This is a genomic window from Rhodococcus sp. FG69, from assembly GCF_057808915.1.
Genome location: NZ_JBMDIX010000041.1, coordinates 1 through 16,306 on the forward strand (window position 1 = coordinate 1; position 16,306 = coordinate 16,306).

Genomic DNA, 16,306 nt, shown 5'->3' on the forward strand with positions numbered 1-16,306 from the left:
CTGCGCGCGGTCCACTGCACCCGATCAGCTACGACTAACCAGCCAGGGACGCTGCGACGAAGGACTCCGGTACCGAAGGCAGACCATCTACCGCGGCACGCGTGGTCTCAGGAGTGTCTGTCCAATCGTAGGTGAGGGTGAACACCGTGCCGGACTGGTGCGGAGCCAGATCGCAACGCCACCACCAACCGCTGTACTCGATATCCGCGCCGCCGGTGCGTGCACCCGGCAGCCACGCGATGGCGCAGTCCTGCACATATTCAGTGACCGAGTTGTGCATCACGTAGTGGCCGCCCGCCGCCTCGATGAACATATTGATGGCGAAGACCTGTCCCGTCGCGGTGATGGGATCGGAATCCACTGCCGATCGCACCCCATCACCCGGTTCGGTTTCGTGGTGTCGGGTGGGGTCTACGAGAACCGCGAAAATAGCGGCCGGTGTCGTGGCGATCGTCCGGCTGACCACGAGGCGTTCACGATCGGCGTTCATGCGAGCACCTCCCGCAGTCTTGCTGCGAACTCGACCGGCTTGCCTGTCTGACCGAACTCGCCTCCGAGGAAGCCGGAGTGGCCGCCCGGAAACATGGTCGCGTCGATACCCAGCAACGCGGCAACGGCAAAGCCCGCGCGTCCAGCCATCTCGCCGTCGGACGGTCCACCCGATTCTTCACCGACACCGACCACGATGGTCGTCGACACAGACTTCAGGGCGTCGACGTCAGGCACGAAATCCGCTGTGCCACCGCGTAGATTCGCGATCATCGGATCGGTACGCGTGCCGTCGTCCGTTGTCGGGAGCCCGAAGACCGACGGGTCCGGAACCGGTCGCTGAAGGTAACCGGAATCGAGCTGTCCTCGGTGCATCACCAATTCGATGAACTTGGCCATCGCCGGGCCAATGCCCGCAGAATCATAGGTAGATACGATGTCCGAGCACACCGCTCGCAGCGCGTCGCGGTCCCGAAGCGTCCCCCCTGCAGGTGGTTCATGTGCCACCAGGACGCGGACGTCGTCCGGGTACTTCGCCACCAGAGCGAGCGCGTTGACGGCACCGCCGCTGGACGCGAACATATCCACCGGCCCCACCGCTTGCAGCACAGCATGGAGATCCTCTGCATGCTGTGCGGGGGTCACGGCCGAGGTCGGATCCTCTCGCGTGCTTCGACCGGTGTTTCGAGGGTCGTACGTCACCAGGGTTCGATCGGTGAACAGCGACGCGAGAGTGGTGAACCCGCTGGCATCCATCGGCGAACCGATCAACATCAGAGGTACCGCTTCGGGAGCCAACTCGCCGAGGACGTCGTAAGCAAGGGTTGCGCCGGGAACATTCATCGTGAAGGTGGTCATACGAGGTCAGACTTCGACTGCATGGAAAACTCACCGGCCATCTTGATCACTGGCAACGTCCAATCGAGCGCTGGATCGAGTAACACACCCCTCACACGAGTCGCGAAAACCAGTAATGGTCTACCCATAACGTCAGAGTCCACAGGCGACGATGGGAGGGCATGCATGTGGGTCAGCCGAATCGCGGCGGCACTGGCTCTACTTTCGGCAGTTCTGCACCTCGACATGGACTCGGGCCCGATCGTCATGGCCCTGCTGTGCGTCGTCTGTGCCGTTCACCTCTGGCGCACAGCCGAACTTCGAGCGTGGGTGATGGTCGCGGCGACGAGCGCGGGGATGTTGCTCGCGCATTCGCCGTTCCCGTCCGGTCACCACCATGTCACAAGCCAGACACCGAGTATGTCCGCCGCATCCGCCGTCGCCGCGCTCGAGTTACTTCTCGCGGGATCCGTCGTCTTCATCCGTACCCGCAAGATTCCGTCCGAATTTCGTCCCTATCAATTGCAGGAGCTTCGATGACCGACACGTTCGCGCCCGTCACCACCCACCCGCTCGAACCGCTCACTCCACATGAGATTTCGCAGGCGTCGGCGATCGTGATCCGCGAACAGAACCTGACCTCCGCCGCCCGCTTCGTATATATCGAGCTCGAGGAGCCGTCCAAGAACGAACTGAAACAATCGCATACGGACCGGCGTGCATTCCTCGTCCTCCGCGACCGCGACGCCCACGCCACGTTCGAGGCCGTCGTCTCCCTCACCGAGGATTCGGTAGTCAGCTACACCGAGATCGCCGACGCCCAACCGCCCATCACTCTCGAAGAATTCCTGCAATGCGAGGACGTCATCAAAGCCGACCCACGCTGGCAGAACGCGATGATCAAGCGCGGCGTCACCGACTTCAGCCTCGCCATGGTCGACAAGTGGGCCAGTGGACACACGACCGAGACCGACAACCCCGGTGGTCGACGCCTCGCGCGCCCCCTCACCTTCGTTCGCAGCGAAGCACAGGAGAACGGCTACGCGCGACCCGTCGAGAACCTCGTCGTGACCGTCGACATGGACACGATGGAGGTCGTCGACGTGGCCGACACCGGCGTCGTACCCATCCCCCAGACTCCGGGGAACTACCTTCCCGGCTTCTACGAGCGCCCCGGGAACGTCCCCGAGTTCGCCGAGCAGCGCGCACCGATGAAGACCATCAACATCACCCAGCCCGACGGTCCGTCGTTCACTGTCGACGGCCACTACGTCGAATGGGCCAATTGGCGCCTGCGCGTGGGCTTCACACCGCGAGAAGGCCTTGTGCTGCACGACGTCAACTACGTCGACCGCGGCACTCTTCGTCCCGTCATCCACCGCGCGTCGCTGTCGGAAATGTATGTCCCCTACGGCGATCCCGGCGACAGTCAGTGGAACAAGAACGTCTTCGACGAAGGCGAGTACGGGCTTGGTGTACTCGCCAATTCGCTTCAGTTGGGCTGTGATTGCCTCGGCGAGATTCACTACTTCGACGCGTATGTGAACGATCAGGACGGTCAGCCGATCGAGCTTCCGAACGCCATCTGCATGCACGAGGAGGACTACAGCATCGGCTGGAAGCACACCGACTTTCGCGACAACGTGGGGCAGGTTCGACGCAACCGTCGCCTGGTCGTGTCGTTCTTCGCGACCGTCGGCAACTACGACTACGGCTTCTACTGGCACCTGTATCTGGACGGATCGATCGAATTCGAGATCAAGCTGACCGGCATCATTTCCACCGGTGCGATCGAACAGGGCCAGATCCCGGAGTTCGGCACGCTCGTCGCCCCTGGGCTCTACGGGCCGCATCACCAGCATTTCTTCAGTGTGCGCCTGGACATGAAGATCGACGGAGAACGCAACAACCTCTACGAACTCGAAGCCGAGGCCGTTCCCGTCGGGCCGGAGAATCCGCACGGCAACGCCTGGCGACAGACCAAGCGCCAGCTCACCAGTGAGTCCGAGGCCCAGCGCGTCGCTGATCCACTGAAGGCGCGAACGTGGCTGATAACCAACGCCGACAAGAAGAACACGCTCGGCGGGCACATCGGGTACAAGATCGAGCCGTCCGGCGCCGTCGCTTTGCCTCTCGCACAGCCCGGTTCGCAGCAGGCACGCCGAGGAGGGTTCGCGACGAAGCACCTCTGGGCGACGCCGTATGCCGAGCGCGAGCGTTACGCTGCCGGCGAGTACGTGGCGCAGAACCCCGGCCATGACGGGCTCGTCGCGTACACCGCGCAGGATCGTTCGCTCGAAGACGCGGACCTGGTGATCTGGCCGACGATCGCGGCCCACCACGTCGTCCGGCCCGAGGATTGGCCGGTCATGCCGGTCAGCCACGTGAGCCTGCACCTCAAACCAACGGGCTTCTTCGACGGCAATCCGATGCTCGATCTAGCGCCGGAGACGCCGAAGTCAGCTGGACATTGTTGCAGCGACTGACGGTAACCGCTGGCTCCGCCCGACTCGTACAAAGTCCGCCGTGTGCAGGACTAGTGGCACGGCAAAGGGCACCAGGGGAAACTCAAACGCGCCACTGGGCCGGAGGCCCCGGGAAGCCCTGAGGCCAATCAGGAGCGACGCAGCCAGCCACGCAGCCTAGGTCAGCGACGCACTTACCAGCGAGCTGGTCCGCACGTTCAACCTCGTCCGGTCCGCCCGGAACAGATCCACCGAATACTCGACTGGCCTGGCCTCTTGGTCGTATCCGATGCGCTCGAGCTTGAGCACCGCCGTGCCCTCGGGCTGTCCGAGCAACGCCCCCGCCGAGGAACTAAGCGTGGCCAGTTCGATCGACTCGTCCGCCATGCAGACGGAAATCCCCAACTTGTTGCGCAGCGTCTCGTACACCGAATTGAGCGGCGTCTCGAGCACCCGCCCACAGAGACTGCCGCTCAGGTACATCTGCTCCAGCGACAGGGTGTCACCGTCTGCGAATCGCAGGCGCAGCAACGACACGGCCGGTCCGTCGCCCAGTACCCGAGCCGCGCTCTCGGAGGGTGTGGTCATCCGAGCCGAAATCACCTTGGTACCGTCACGAAACCCTTGCTCGTGCAACATCTGTGGGACGCCCTTGACGGTGTTGAGGCTGCGCAGCAATCTGCGGCTCTGGCACACGGATCGGGCGCTCTCCGGCGACGGTGATGGCGGCGCGACCGAGGTCAAGTACGCACCGCCGGCCCTACCTTTCAGGCGGCGGATCACCCCGTCACGTTCGAGCAGGTCCATGGCTTTGCGAACGGTGGTACGCGAGGTTCCCAGACGTTCGGCCAGCTCACGCTCCGGTGGGAGCCGGGCCACCGAGCGCTGTTCGAGTTCGCCCACCAGCCGAAGAAGCGCGGCATGGGTGTGTTCCATGATCAGCAACGGTCCACCTCCGATTACAAGTACAGGACAAACCTAGCCCCCGCAGAACCCATTCAATGTTCATCTACCTGCAGATTTACGCACGATTAACACCGCTGGTGTCGTATGGCACTTCACCCCAGCCACGCGTTACACGCAGTTCACACACGACGAACAAAACCAGAAATGGTCTACGCGCATCGTTCTACTCGTCAAGACAAGAACTCCTACCGAAGGGTGCACCACTGTGGAAGATTCCCGGTCGGCTCGCGCCGCACTCGGCGTCGAGCTCGCCCGCTCGGCGGGAGAGATCGCCCGCCGCTGGTTCGACACGTCGACACTCGCCGTCGAGCACAAACAGGATGGTTCCCCTGTTACGCAGGCGGATCGCGAGATCGAGCAACACATCAGAAACGCAGTATCCGAGCACTTCCCGGACGACGGCTTTCTCGGCGAAGAGTTCGACGAAACCATCGGCACCTCGCAGTATCGCTGGATCGTCGACCCCATCGACGGCACCAAGTCCTTCGTGCACGGAGTTCCGCTGTACGCCAACCTGATAGCGCTACAGGAAGACAAGGACATCGTCTTCGGCGTCATCAACATCCCCAACGCGGACGTGCTCATGCACGCCGAGCGCGGCAAGGGCTGCTGGAAGAACGGCACCCAGGTTCACGTCTCGGACAGAACAGAACTCGACGGCGCCTACGTGATGGCGACGTGGCTCGAGGATTGGCACCCCGATGTCATCGTCGACCTGCACGCCGCAGGCGCTGTTCTACGCACCTGGGGCGACGCCTACGGCTACATGATGGTCGCGTGCGGCCAGGCCGAGGCGATCGTCGACTACACCACGCAGGCATACGATCTCGCTCCCATGCCGGTCATCATCGAAGAGGCCGGCGGCATGTTCACCACGCTGGACGGAGCGCGAGACTTCGATGGCGGCAACGGTATTGCGTCCAACGGCGCAGTGCACGACTCGGTTCTCAAAATAGTCAACCAAGGATGACGCACATGAAAGAGTACATTCGCAGCCTGAGCCGGAAGAGCATCATGACGTTCTTCGGCAGCATCTACGCACTCGCTCTGCTCTTCGCACTGTTCCCTCCGCTCTACATGTGGAGCAGCGGAATTCGCTTCGAAATTCTCGGCATTCCGTTCGCCATCATGTACTGGCTGATCAACGGAGTCGTTCTCGGACTGACCCTCTGGGGCCTCTACATCGTCGAGGATATCCGTGGCGAGCTCGACGAGGACCTCCTCCCCGCTACCACACCGCTGACTGGAGAATGACATGTTGATCATGCTGGGAATGCTCGGCGTCTTCTACGCCATCGTCATCTTCATTTTGTACACCACTCAACAGAAGTCCTCTCCCACGTTCGACGAGTATTCCGTCGGCGGACGTAGCTACGGCCCCTGGTACGTCGCGATGAGCTACGTCAACTCGTGGTGGCCCGGATCGGTGTTCATCGCGTTCTTCGGACTCGCCAGCGGCGCAGGAGTGTTCGGTCTCTACGGCCTCGCGTACTCCAGCCTCGGCGTCGCGATGATGTACTTCATGGCCACCCGAGCGTGGCGCTGGGGCGCGAAGTACAATCTCCGCTCACAGCCCGATCTGCTCGGCCTACGCTTCAACTCGCGCGGCACCAAGGTCGTCGCCAGCGTCATCGGCATCGTCTCACTGTTCCCGTGGGTCGTCCTCGGCATGCAGGCACTCGGCGAGGTCTTCCAGATCGCCAGTGCCGGAGCATGGTCCGTTACCACGTGCCTGTTCGTCGGCCTGGCCGTCATCGTCGTCCGTCAGTACTGGACCGTCAAGATGGGCATGCGCGGGCTGATCATGACCGACATGTTCCAGGGCATCGTCGCCTACGTCTTCTCCGCCGCACTGTGCCTGATCCTGCTCTCCGGTGTCGCCGGTGGCCCGATCAGCTTCGGCACCCTCGGTGACGTGGCCGACCAGTACCTCCGCGTCCCCGGCGACGGCGACTCCTACGGCCCGTTCTACCTCTTCGCGCTCATCTTCACCGGCGTCGTCGGATCGCTGTGCTGGCCGACCAGCTTCCAGCGCATCTACACCGCGTCGAGCGTTCGCGCAGTCAAGTCCGGCACCATCCGCACCGTCCTGATCTCCGGTGTCTTCTACTCCCTGCTCATGCTCGTCGGAATCGCCAGCACGGTCATGCCGGCCGTCGCCGATTCCCCGCAGACCGGCTGGTTCACCATCATGGAGAGCTACGGCGGAACGTGGCTCCTCGGACTCGGCGCCACCATGGTGTTCGCCGCATCCATGGGCCACATCGACGGCAGCGTCCAGGTCTGCGGCCTCCAGATCGCCAACGACCTCGTCAACTCCGACAAGCGTCAGCTCACCGACAGCCAACTCACCAAGGTGGCCAAGGGCAGCATGCTCGCGTTCATGGCAGCCGCGGCCATCGTCGCCTACGCCACCTTCAACATGACGCGTCTCCAGCTCCTCGCGCAGATCTCGTATCAAGGTGTCGTGCAGCTCGCCATCCCGCTGTTCCTCGGTGTCTTCTGGCGAGGCGGCAACGGCAAGGGAGCTGTCGCCGGCATGGTCTCCGGCTTCGTCACCGCACTCGTCCTCACCGCGATCTACCCGGACGACATCGCCGGACTCGGCAGCCTCACCGGCGGCGTCGTCGGCATGGCCGTCAACCTGGCCGTCTTCCTCATCGTCTCCAAGGCCACCGGCACCACGGCCGAGGAGAAGGCACGTGTCAACGAGATGTTCGAGGTCGGCAAGCGTCCCACCCGCACCGCACCCGTCGACCTGTCCTTCGAGGATCAGATCGAAGAACTCGCCTCCAACCCCGCTCCGGAAAAGATCTGACCGTGACATTCCTGGATGATTTCGCGACACTGTCCTCGTTCGGTGCCACCGCCAATGGTGGTGTGCACCGCGAGGCGGCGACTGCGGACGACGGTCGAGCCAGGCGGTTCCTCGCCGACTGGTTCGACCGGCACGGCCTCACCACCACCGTCGACGCTGTCGGAAATATGTACGGCAGCATCGAGTTCGTACCCGGTGCTCCGTACGTGCTCGTCGGATCGCATCTCGACAGTCAGCCGACGGCCGGCAAATACGACGGCGCCTACGGTGTTCTCGCCGCAGCCCACGCCGCGCATCAGGTCATCGAATGCGTCGAACGAGGCTCTGTGACTCCGCAGTTCAACCTCGCGGTGGTCAACTGGTTCAACGAAGAAGGCTCCCGCTTCTCACCCAGTCTCATGGGGAGCGGGGTCTTCATCGGCAAGTTCGACGCCGACGACATCCTGAAGGTCGCCGACCGCGGTGGCATCACAGTCCGAGATGCGCTGTCCGATATCGGCTTCCACGGTGACGCACAGCAACCCGACGCCGTCTCCTACGCCGAGATCCACATCGAGCAGGGACCGATCCTCGAGCAGGAGGGCTCGACGATCGGTATCGTGACCGCCAACTGGGCTGCACGAAAGTACTCGATCACCGTGCACGGCGAGCAGTCCCATACCGGCGCAACACACATGGCGCTGCGTCACGACGCGTTGGTCGGCGCCAGCAAGATCGTCCTCGCTGCACGGGAACTCACCGCGCAGTTCCCCGACGGTCTGCTGCTGGCGTCGGTCGGGCAATTCGATGTCGAACCCAACTCCCCCATCGTCGTGCCGTCGAAGGTCACCATGGCCATCGACGTCAGATCCTCGGATCCCGACGTGCTCGAGCAGGCCCACAACATGCTGCTCGCGGCGATCGCTCAGGAGACAGAAGTCCACGTCAGCATCGACTCCTCCGCACTGCGGCCGTCCACCAGCTACCAGAGCGATGCCGTCGAACTCGCCGAAGAAGCTGCGAAAGACCTGGGCCTGTCGTATCGCCGGATGCTCACGATGGCCGGTCACGACTCGGTCAACCTGAAAGACATCGTCCCGACGGTCATGCTCTTCGTCCCCAGTGTCGACGGCATCTCACACAGCGAAAAGGAACTCACCCGCGACAGCGACCTAGTCGACGGCGTCACGATGCTGACCGAGACTGTCGCCCGCATGGTCCGGGGCGACATCGGAAACGTAGAAGCTGGCAACTTAGAAGCTACGGAACTTGCAGGCGTAGGAAGTAGGCAGACATGATCGACTTGACCGGTAAGACCGCAGTGGTCACCGGCGGCTCCCGAGGAATCGGGCGAGCTGTGGCCACCACACTGGCTGCAGCTGGCGCGCGCGTAGTGATCGCCGATCGCAGCGATGCCCTCCGCACCGACGGCGCGTCGACCTCGGACGTCATCACTGCCGCAGGGGGCATCGCCGAATCCGTATTGCTGGACATCGCCGATTCCCAGCAGGTCGACGCCGTGTTCGGTGATATTGCAACCCGGTTCGGCATCGACATTCTCGTCAACAACGCCGGGGTACTCAGCGCCGGAACGGTACTCGAGACGAGCGACGAGGCGTGGCGGTCGATCTTCGCGGTCAACGTCGATGGGACCTTCTTCTGCACGCGGGCGGCGATACGGCACATGGTCGACGCAGGCAAGGGCGGCAAAGTGGTGAACGTCGCGTCGATCAGCGGTCTGCGGGCGAACCCTGGTTTTGCGGGCTACTGCGCGGCCAAGGGTGCGATGGTCAACTTCACCCGTCAGGTCGGCATCGACTATGCGCCGCTGGGCATCAACGTCAACGGTGTCGCACCCGGGTTCGTCGAAACCGACATGACCGCGATCTACGACGCCTCTATCCGGGGCGCGTTGGAAGCGCAGACCCCGAACGGCAAATGGGCTGATCCGCAACACATTGCGGATACCGTGCTGTTCCTGTCGTCGACATTGTCCGACCACATCTGCGGCGAGATCATAGCCGTGGACGGGGGCTGGCTGGTCGGCACACCCGTTGTCCCACTATCGGTGTCAGCAGCGGTATCGGCATGAAAGGCGCTCGATGAACCCCCTTCTCACCCAGCCTCTCGCAGCGATACGCGAGGCGTTCCGCACGGGCGAGTCCAGCCCGGTCGATCTGCTGGACGCGACCCTCGAACACATCGCAGCGACCGATCCGGTGATCAATGCGCTTGCCTACGTCGACGAACAGGGCGCTCGAGCCGCGGCACAGGCAGCGACGGATCGCCTCATCTCGGGGCGTTCCCGCGGCGACCTCGACGGTATTCCGGTGACGATCAAGGACAGTGTGCACGCAATCGGGATGCCCTGGCGGCACGGTGTCGCTGCGAACGCGAACCTGCCCATGTCCACTGTCGACGCTCCCCCAGCTGCACGACTGAAAGAAGCGGGCGCTGTCATCCTCGGCAAGACGACAATGCCCGACATGGGCATGATGGCCGCCGGCGTCAGCTCCCTCTACGGAATCACCCGCAATCCCTGGGACCTCTCCCGCAATACCGGCGGGTCGAGCGCGGGTGCGGGAGCGTCTCTGGCGTCGGGCATCGGTTTCGGTTCTGTCGGTTCGGATATCGCCGGATCAGTACGGCTTCCCGCCGGGCACTGCGGACTTGTCGCGCTGAAGCCGACGCAGGGGCGCATCCCGCACACTGCGCCGTCGACCATGCGGTCCGCCGGGCCGATGGCACGCAGCGTCGACGATCTGATCGACCTCTACCGCGTCATCAGCCGGCCTGATCCGCGGGACACCTGGAGCCTGCCGCCCGAGGACACCGCCGACATACACGCGGCTCTCACTCCTGCCGGACTTCGCATCGGCGTCATGCTCGACATGGGCTACGGCACAACCATTTCCGACGAGGTGCTGCGCATGGTCCATTCTGCAGCAGCGGAACTGATGGCGGCGGGTGCCCTGGTCACCACGATGCCGCCGATCTTCCGTGAGGATCCGTACCCGGCACTCGATCGACTGTTCCAGGTTCGTGCTCGGACGGAGTGGGAGTCCATTCCCGAGGATCGCCGCTCACAGGTTCTTCCGGCGGTCGCGGATTGGGCCTCGGCGGCGGCGAATTACTCTGCGGCTCAGTTCTCGCGGGATACCGAGGCGGTGATGCGGTCGCAGGAGATCGTGCGGGCGAGGACGAGCGAGTTCGATTTCGTGATCAGTCCGGTCATTCCCACTGTCGGGTTCGCGGCCGATGAGGTCGGGCTCGATCCGGTGCAGCCGCTCGGTCACTGCAGTTTCACGGCGTGGTTCAACCAGACGGCTCAGCCTGCGTCGGCGTTGTGCTTCGGGTTCAGCGAGCACATGCCCGTCGGGATACAGGTCGTCGGGCCTCGGTTCGCGGATCAGGCGGTGCTGCGGCTGACGAAGTGGCTCGAAGGTGCACGCGAGATCGAGATGAACTGGCCGACAGCTGTGGCCGCGGACAAGATCGGAGCACTCGGATGACGGTACGGCAGACATTGAGCGAGTTGGGCGTGTGGACATCCGCCGAACTGACGTTGGATCCCGGCACGACGATGGCAAGCCCGAGCTGGTGGGGTGCAGACTCGGAGCGCTATTCGGCCAGGGCGTCCGTCGCCGACAGCAATGCCGGGTCGGCTGCGTTCGTCAAGGTCATGGAACCGCATGCACGCGACTACGTCGACATCGAGAACGCCTTCGCTGCCGCCGCGGCCGCTGGTGTCGCCGGCATCGGACCGAAGATCTTCATCTCCGACGCCGACTCCGGTGTGCTGGTCATGGAGGAGTTCACCGGCATGTGCCACACCGCGACGCTGGATCTGTTCGACGAGGATGCGAACGTCGAGAAGCTGGTCGCGCTGCGGACGTCGGTGCACGGCTTGGACGGGGTTAAGCGTCGAGCTTCTGTGTTCGACGACCTCGCGCATGCTCGGAATCTGGTCGAGAAGGTCGGCGGCGCACTACCCGCCGACTTCGAGTGGATGTTGCGCACACTCGGGCCTGCGCAGGCCCGCATCGAGACGGCCGGCTACGACGTTGTCCCCTGCCATGGCGACGGCAACGTCTCCAACGTTCTGGTACTCGACGACGGCAGCATGCGTCTCGTCGATTGGGATGTCGCGGCGTTGATGGATCCTCTCCAGGACATCGGAGCACTGCTCGCGGAGATTCGGCCGTTCGATTCCGATGCGCGTGAGGTGTTCGAGATGGCGTGGGGGTCGTTCGACAGTGCGCTGTTCGATCGGGCGCGGATCTATGGCATTGCGGACTCGCTTAGGTGGGCGCTGATCGGTTCCTACGCAGACGCGATGAGGCCGGGTACGCAGGAGTATTCGAAGTTTTCCGACTGGCAGTTCCTGAGGGCACGCGCTGGACTGCGCGACCCGCATTTCGACGACCGAGTACGGAACATCTGAGGTGGACATGAACGAGATCGCATTGGGATCTGCCCGTACCGAACCCGAGCGGCAGGTGGAGAAGGCGCTCGCCGCAGTCGCGGAGTGGGAGGGTCTGAACATCACGTACACCCCGGTGCCCGGCGGGTTGATGAACAGCAACTGGCGCATCACCGTCGACGGAAAACCGAAGCGCTACTTCATGAAGCTGCCTGGCGCCGGGTCGGAGTCGTTCATCGACCGATCGCTGGCGAACGAAGCTGCTCGACGGGCGGGTGCTCTGGACATCGGGCCGGAGGTGGTTCTCTTCGACCCCGTGACGGGTGTGGAGGTGATTGAGTTTCTGGAGGAGTATCGCGCCTGCACCAACGGCGACTTGAAGCGTCCGGAGATTCCGCTGGGCATCATCGACCTGTATCGGGTGCTGCATTCCGGGGACAAGCTCAGTGTCACCAAGACGATCTTCGACATGATCGACGAGCACCTCGACCAGGTCAACGAACTCGGTGTGCGACTCCCCCGCGATGCCGACGTGATCCTCGCAGAATACGGTCAGGCAAAGCAGGCGATGCTCGCGTCCGGTTTGGATCTGGTTGCGTGCCATAACGATCCGATGCCTGGCAACATTCTCGTTGCGCCGGGTAGGCCGATGAAGTTGGTGGACTACGAGTTCGCGTCGAACAACGATCGGGCGTACGAGCTCGCGGTGATGGTGACCGAGATGTTCTACGGCGAGCAGCAGACGATGGAGCTGATCGAGGAGTTCTACGGTAAAGCCGAGTGGTCGATGATCTCCCGGGTACAGGTGTGCAGTGCGCTCGCCGACGTCAAGTGGGGCCTGTGGGGCTGCATGAATCACAAGCTCAGTACGGCATGGGATTTCGACTATCACAAGTATGGCGCGTGGAAGCTCGCTCGGGCTCGGCTGAAGATGGCCGATCCGCGGTGGGCGTTCTGGCTTCAGGGGTTGTGAGGTGGCTATTCTCGATCGTGTAGGGGCATTGAATGTCAACGGTTTCGACGCTGCATCTTCTGGCGCCCTGGATACCCGCACTCGTGAACTGATCGACCGACGCCGCCGAGTCCTCGGGCCCGCGTATCACCTGATGTACGAGAAGCCGCTCGAGCTGGTGCGCGGTGACGGTGTGTACGTCTACGACGCCGACGGCACGCGCTACCTGGACATGTACAACAACGTCGCGAGCGTCGGGCATTGCCATCCGCGGGTGGTGGAGGCGGTAAGTCGGCAGATGTCGCTGATCAACACGCATACGCGGTATCTGCATGATGCGGTGATCGGATATGCGGAGGACCTGGTCGCGACGTTTCCCGCTGAGCTGACGACGGCGATGTTCACGTGCACGGGGTCGGAGGCGAACGATCTGGCTCTTCGTATCGCACGTCATGCGACCGGACGGCAGGGTGTCATCGTCACCGAAAGCGCTTATCACGGTGGCACAGTGGATGTGGCGGCGTGTTCACCGTCGATGGGTCCGGCGTCCGTGCGCGACGCGCCGTGGGTGCGGACGATCCCGGCCCCGGATGCGTACCGGGTGGATGGGGATTTGGGGACGTGGTTCGCCGAGCATGTGCAGGCGCAGATCGATGACCTGCAGGCGTCGGGTATCGGCGTCGCAGCTTTGTTGATCGATTCGATCTTCGCCTCCGACGGAGTGTTGCCGGAGCCGACGCCGTTCTTGAAGCCGGCTGTCGATGCTGTCCACGCCGCCGGGGGTCTCTTGATAGCCGACGAGGTGCAGCCGGGGTTCGGCCGGTTGGGGTCGTCGATGTGGGGCTTCGAACGACACGGGTTGCTGCCGGATATCGTGACGATGGGCAAGCCGATGGGCAACGGGATGCCGATTGCGGGTTTGGTGATGCAAGGTTCGCTGGCCGAGCAGTTCGGTCGGGACTTGCGCTATTTCAACACTTTCGGTGGGAATCCGGTGACGATCGCTGCCGCGCAGGCGGTGCTCGACGTGATCCGTGACGAGGAGTTGGTGGCGAATTCCTCGGCCATGGGCGCTCGGTTGCTCGCGGGGTTGCGAGGGGTCGCTTCGGAGGTCGAGTCGATCGGCGACGTCCGGGGTGCGGGGTTGTTCGTCGGGGTCGAGTTCGTCGGGCCTGGTGGGGAACCGAATCCAGCCGAGGCGCTACGGGTGGTCAACGCGATGCGGGAGCATGGGGTGCTGATCTCGGCGACCGGGTGTTTCGGGAACACGCTCAAGATTCGTCCACCGTTGGTCATAGGTGGGGAGGAGGTCGACCTGTTCGTCGCGGACTTCGACTTTCTGGCCAGCTGAGTTGTCACCGGGGCGTTGTTGGGTCGCGACCCCACCCCGGTGAGGGCACTGGTGCGTGAGACGGTTCATTAGGCTCGCACCATGACGAGCACCGACCTCTCCCGAATTGCCGGCAGAATCGCCGACGCGCTGTCCCGGGACGTCGAGGAACCCGAGCTCGATCGCGTGCTGAGCGAGTTGGGCGTCGACGCCGCCACCCGGGCCACGGCTCTGCACCGAACCCGCGCGACCAGGGAAGAGCTGATTCGGCTTCGTCGTCGCGAACACGAACTGGGCACCCTGTTCGCCAGCGCGCGTGATCTGGCCGAGGTCCGCGACATCGACGGCCTGCTCGAACGGTTGGTCTCCCGCGCACACGACATGATGGGCAGCGACGTCACCTATCTGTCCGAGTTCGATTCCGAGACACGGACTTTGCACGTCCGCAAGACAATCGGGTCGGTGACTCCTCAGTTCCGGAATCTTCGGGTCCCTGCAGGCATGGGTTTGGCCAGTCGGGTCGCCGATTCCCGCAGTGCGCAATGGGTTCAGCGCTACAGCGACTACGACGAGGGCACCCACGACACCGACATCGACGACGCTGTCTCGCGCGAGGGCATCGTGTCCATCCTCGGCGTACCGATGCTGTCCGACGGCCGGGTCCTCGGGGTGTTGTTCTCGGCCACCCGCCAGGAGCACGTGTTCGCACCGGAACAGATCGCGATGCTGTCGGCGCTCGCCGACCATGCGTCGATCGTCCTGCAGACCGCCAACACGCTCACGCAGCTGCGTGCTTCGGAGGAGGAAGCCCGCACAGCCCTTCGGACGTTGACCGATCATGTCGCGGTGCGCGACCGTTCCAACACGGTCCACCAGGAACTTGTACAGGCAGTTCTCGTCGGTGGCGGATTCGACCAGGTGGCAACCACTTTGGCGCGGGCGCTGGATCGGTACGTGACCATCGTCGACGCGGACATGCGCATACTCGCCTCCTCCGAGCCGTCCACCCACATCTCGGCCATCGTCAGCGTGTCCGTCGGCGTTCGGAACGCGATCGAACGCAGCCGCGCGACCGGACACTGCTCCTACGTCGACGCCGGTACATCGGATACTCAGGTCGTCGCAGCGGTCACCGCAGGCGAGCTCTACTTCGGAGCCGTCCTGCTCAGCTCGGGTGAACTCGAACTCGGCTCCGTCGACGACCGCACCATCGAGCGCGCAGCGCAGGTTGCGGCCCTGCTCACGCTGCAGCAGAACGCCGTCGCCGACGCGGACCAACGCGTCCGGCACGAACTCATCGCCGATGTACTCGACCCGTCACCGGAACGACGTCGAGACCTGGATCGACGGGCGCGTGCCCACAGCGTCGATGCCTCCCTGCTCGATACCGTTCTCGTCATCGTCGCCCCCGCGCAGTTCCGATCTGCTGCGGCGGCGCTGCTCGCAGCGCGGTACCAACAGGGCGGTCTGGTCAGCAACTACTCCGATGTCCTGGTCGCCGTCCTGCACAGCGCCGAACCGATAACCGAGGCTCACGACGTCCGACGCGCCCTCCTGGCCGGCGGAGTGCCCGACATTCTCGTCATCGTCCCGCCGCAGGCCCCGAACGTCGACGCATTGTCGGAACGGTTCGACGTCGCCCATCGCACGGCGCGACTCCTCGAGGCACTCGGCATCGACAACGACGTCGTCACCACCGAGTCGTTCCATCCCTACATGGTCATGTTCGGATCCGATCCGGACGCGGTCCACGCGTTCATCGACCACGTCATCGGACCGGTCATCGCCTACGACGCCGAGCACGGCACCGACCTCGTGGCGACCCTACGAGCATTCGTGCGCAACGAGTCGAGCCCGACCAAGACGGCCCGCGCCCTGAGCTACCACACCAACACAATCCTGCAGCGCCTCGACAGACTGCGTCTCCTGCTCGGCGACGGCTGGCGCGACGACGAACCGCTCTTCCGTATCTCGACGGCAGTGCGACTGGATTCTCTACGCGCGGCGCGGTTCCGTTCATGATGTGTCAGTGACACATCTATGTCCA

At 63.6% G+C, this 16,306-nt stretch carries 15 protein-coding genes; 12 read left to right on the forward strand and 3 right to left on the reverse strand.

Going from position 1 to position 16,306, the window contains the following annotated elements; all coding sequences use genetic code 11:
• Positions 1 to 34: 34 nt before the first annotated feature.
• Positions 35 to 490 carry an SRPBCC family protein gene (locus ACODSO_RS24570; RefSeq protein ID WP_489039276.1) on the reverse strand — a complete coding sequence of 152 codons (456 nt, stop codon included), beginning with the start codon at positions 488 to 490 and terminating at the stop codon, positions 35 to 37.
• Positions 487 to 1,347 carry an alpha/beta fold hydrolase gene (locus ACODSO_RS24575; protein WP_489039278.1) on the reverse strand — a complete coding sequence of 287 codons (861 nt, stop codon included), beginning with the start codon at positions 1,345 to 1,347 and terminating at the stop codon, positions 487 to 489. Before ACODSO_RS24575 ends, ACODSO_RS24570 begins: the two co-directional genes overlap by 4 nt.
• A 165-nt stretch (positions 1,348 to 1,512) precedes the next feature.
• Between ACODSO_RS24575 and ACODSO_RS24580 the strand changes: the two genes are divergently transcribed.
• Entirely contained in the window at positions 1,513 to 1,866 is a 354-nt protein-coding gene (locus ACODSO_RS24580; protein ID WP_489039279.1) for a hypothetical protein, read from the forward strand.
• Positions 1,863 to 3,812, forward strand: coding sequence for a primary-amine oxidase (locus ACODSO_RS24585; protein WP_489039280.1), 1,950 nt, complete (start codon positions 1,863 to 1,865; stop codon positions 3,810 to 3,812). Before ACODSO_RS24580 ends, ACODSO_RS24585 begins: the two co-directional genes overlap by 4 nt.
• Before the next feature lie 156 nt (positions 3,813 to 3,968).
• Here the strand turns inward: ACODSO_RS24585 and ACODSO_RS24590 are convergent, their stop codons facing one another.
• Positions 3,969 to 4,727 (reverse strand): GntR family transcriptional regulator, encoded by a 759-nt coding sequence (locus ACODSO_RS24590; protein ID WP_489039281.1) that lies wholly within the window; start codon positions 4,725 to 4,727, stop codon positions 3,969 to 3,971.
• 235 nt (positions 4,728 to 4,962) lie between these two features.
• On the opposite strand from ACODSO_RS24590, the gene ACODSO_RS24595 reads away from it, so the two are divergent.
• The 10 genes from ACODSO_RS24595 to ACODSO_RS24640 all read left to right on the forward strand — a co-directional run bounded on the left by ACODSO_RS24595 (position 4,963) and on the right by ACODSO_RS24640 (position 16,281).
• Positions 4,963 to 5,727, forward strand: a complete 765-nt coding sequence (locus tag ACODSO_RS24595) for an inositol monophosphatase family protein (RefSeq protein WP_489039282.1) — start codon at positions 4,963 to 4,965, stop codon at positions 5,725 to 5,727.
• 5 nt (positions 5,728 to 5,732) lie between these two features.
• The gene (locus tag ACODSO_RS24600) at positions 5,733 to 6,011 is read left to right on the forward strand and encodes a hypothetical protein (RefSeq protein ID WP_489039283.1); all 279 of its coding nucleotides are present in this window, start codon (positions 5,733 to 5,735) and stop codon (positions 6,009 to 6,011) included.
• A gap of 1 nt (position 6,012) precedes the next feature.
• Positions 6,013 to 7,575, forward strand: a complete 1,563-nt coding sequence (locus ACODSO_RS24605; protein ID WP_489039284.1) for a sodium:solute symporter family protein — start codon at positions 6,013 to 6,015, stop codon at positions 7,573 to 7,575.
• Positions 7,576 to 7,577: 2 nt separating this feature from the next.
• Entirely contained in the window at positions 7,578 to 8,852 is a 1,275-nt protein-coding gene (locus ACODSO_RS24610; RefSeq protein WP_489039285.1) for a M20 family metallo-hydrolase, read from the forward strand.
• The gene (locus ACODSO_RS24615; protein WP_489039286.1) at positions 8,849 to 9,646 is read left to right on the forward strand and encodes an SDR family NAD(P)-dependent oxidoreductase; all 798 of its coding nucleotides are present in this window, start codon (positions 8,849 to 8,851) and stop codon (positions 9,644 to 9,646) included. The genes ACODSO_RS24610 and ACODSO_RS24615 overlap by 4 nt, the downstream gene beginning before the upstream one ends.
• Positions 9,647 to 9,656: 10 nt before the next feature.
• The gene (locus tag ACODSO_RS24620) at positions 9,657 to 11,066 is read left to right on the forward strand and encodes an amidase (RefSeq protein ID WP_489039287.1); all 1,410 of its coding nucleotides are present in this window, start codon (positions 9,657 to 9,659) and stop codon (positions 11,064 to 11,066) included.
• Positions 11,063 to 11,998: a phosphotransferase family protein gene (locus ACODSO_RS24625; RefSeq protein WP_489039288.1), complete on the forward strand. Its 936-nt coding sequence runs from the start codon at positions 11,063 to 11,065 to the stop codon at positions 11,996 to 11,998. The genes ACODSO_RS24620 and ACODSO_RS24625 overlap by 4 nt, the downstream gene beginning before the upstream one ends.
• A 7-nt stretch (positions 11,999 to 12,005) precedes the next feature.
• Positions 12,006 to 12,950: a phosphotransferase gene (locus ACODSO_RS24630; RefSeq protein WP_489039289.1), complete on the forward strand. Its 945-nt coding sequence runs from the start codon at positions 12,006 to 12,008 to the stop codon at positions 12,948 to 12,950.
• Between the two features lie 28 nt (positions 12,951 to 12,978).
• The gene (locus ACODSO_RS24635) at positions 12,979 to 14,280 is read left to right on the forward strand and encodes an aspartate aminotransferase family protein (protein ID WP_489039329.1); all 1,302 of its coding nucleotides are present in this window, start codon (positions 12,979 to 12,981) and stop codon (positions 14,278 to 14,280) included.
• A gap of 81 nt (positions 14,281 to 14,361) precedes the next feature.
• Positions 14,362 to 16,281, forward strand: coding sequence for a helix-turn-helix domain-containing protein (locus ACODSO_RS24640; protein ID WP_489039290.1), 1,920 nt, complete (start codon positions 14,362 to 14,364; stop codon positions 16,279 to 16,281).
• Positions 16,282 to 16,306 lie beyond the last annotated feature (25 nt).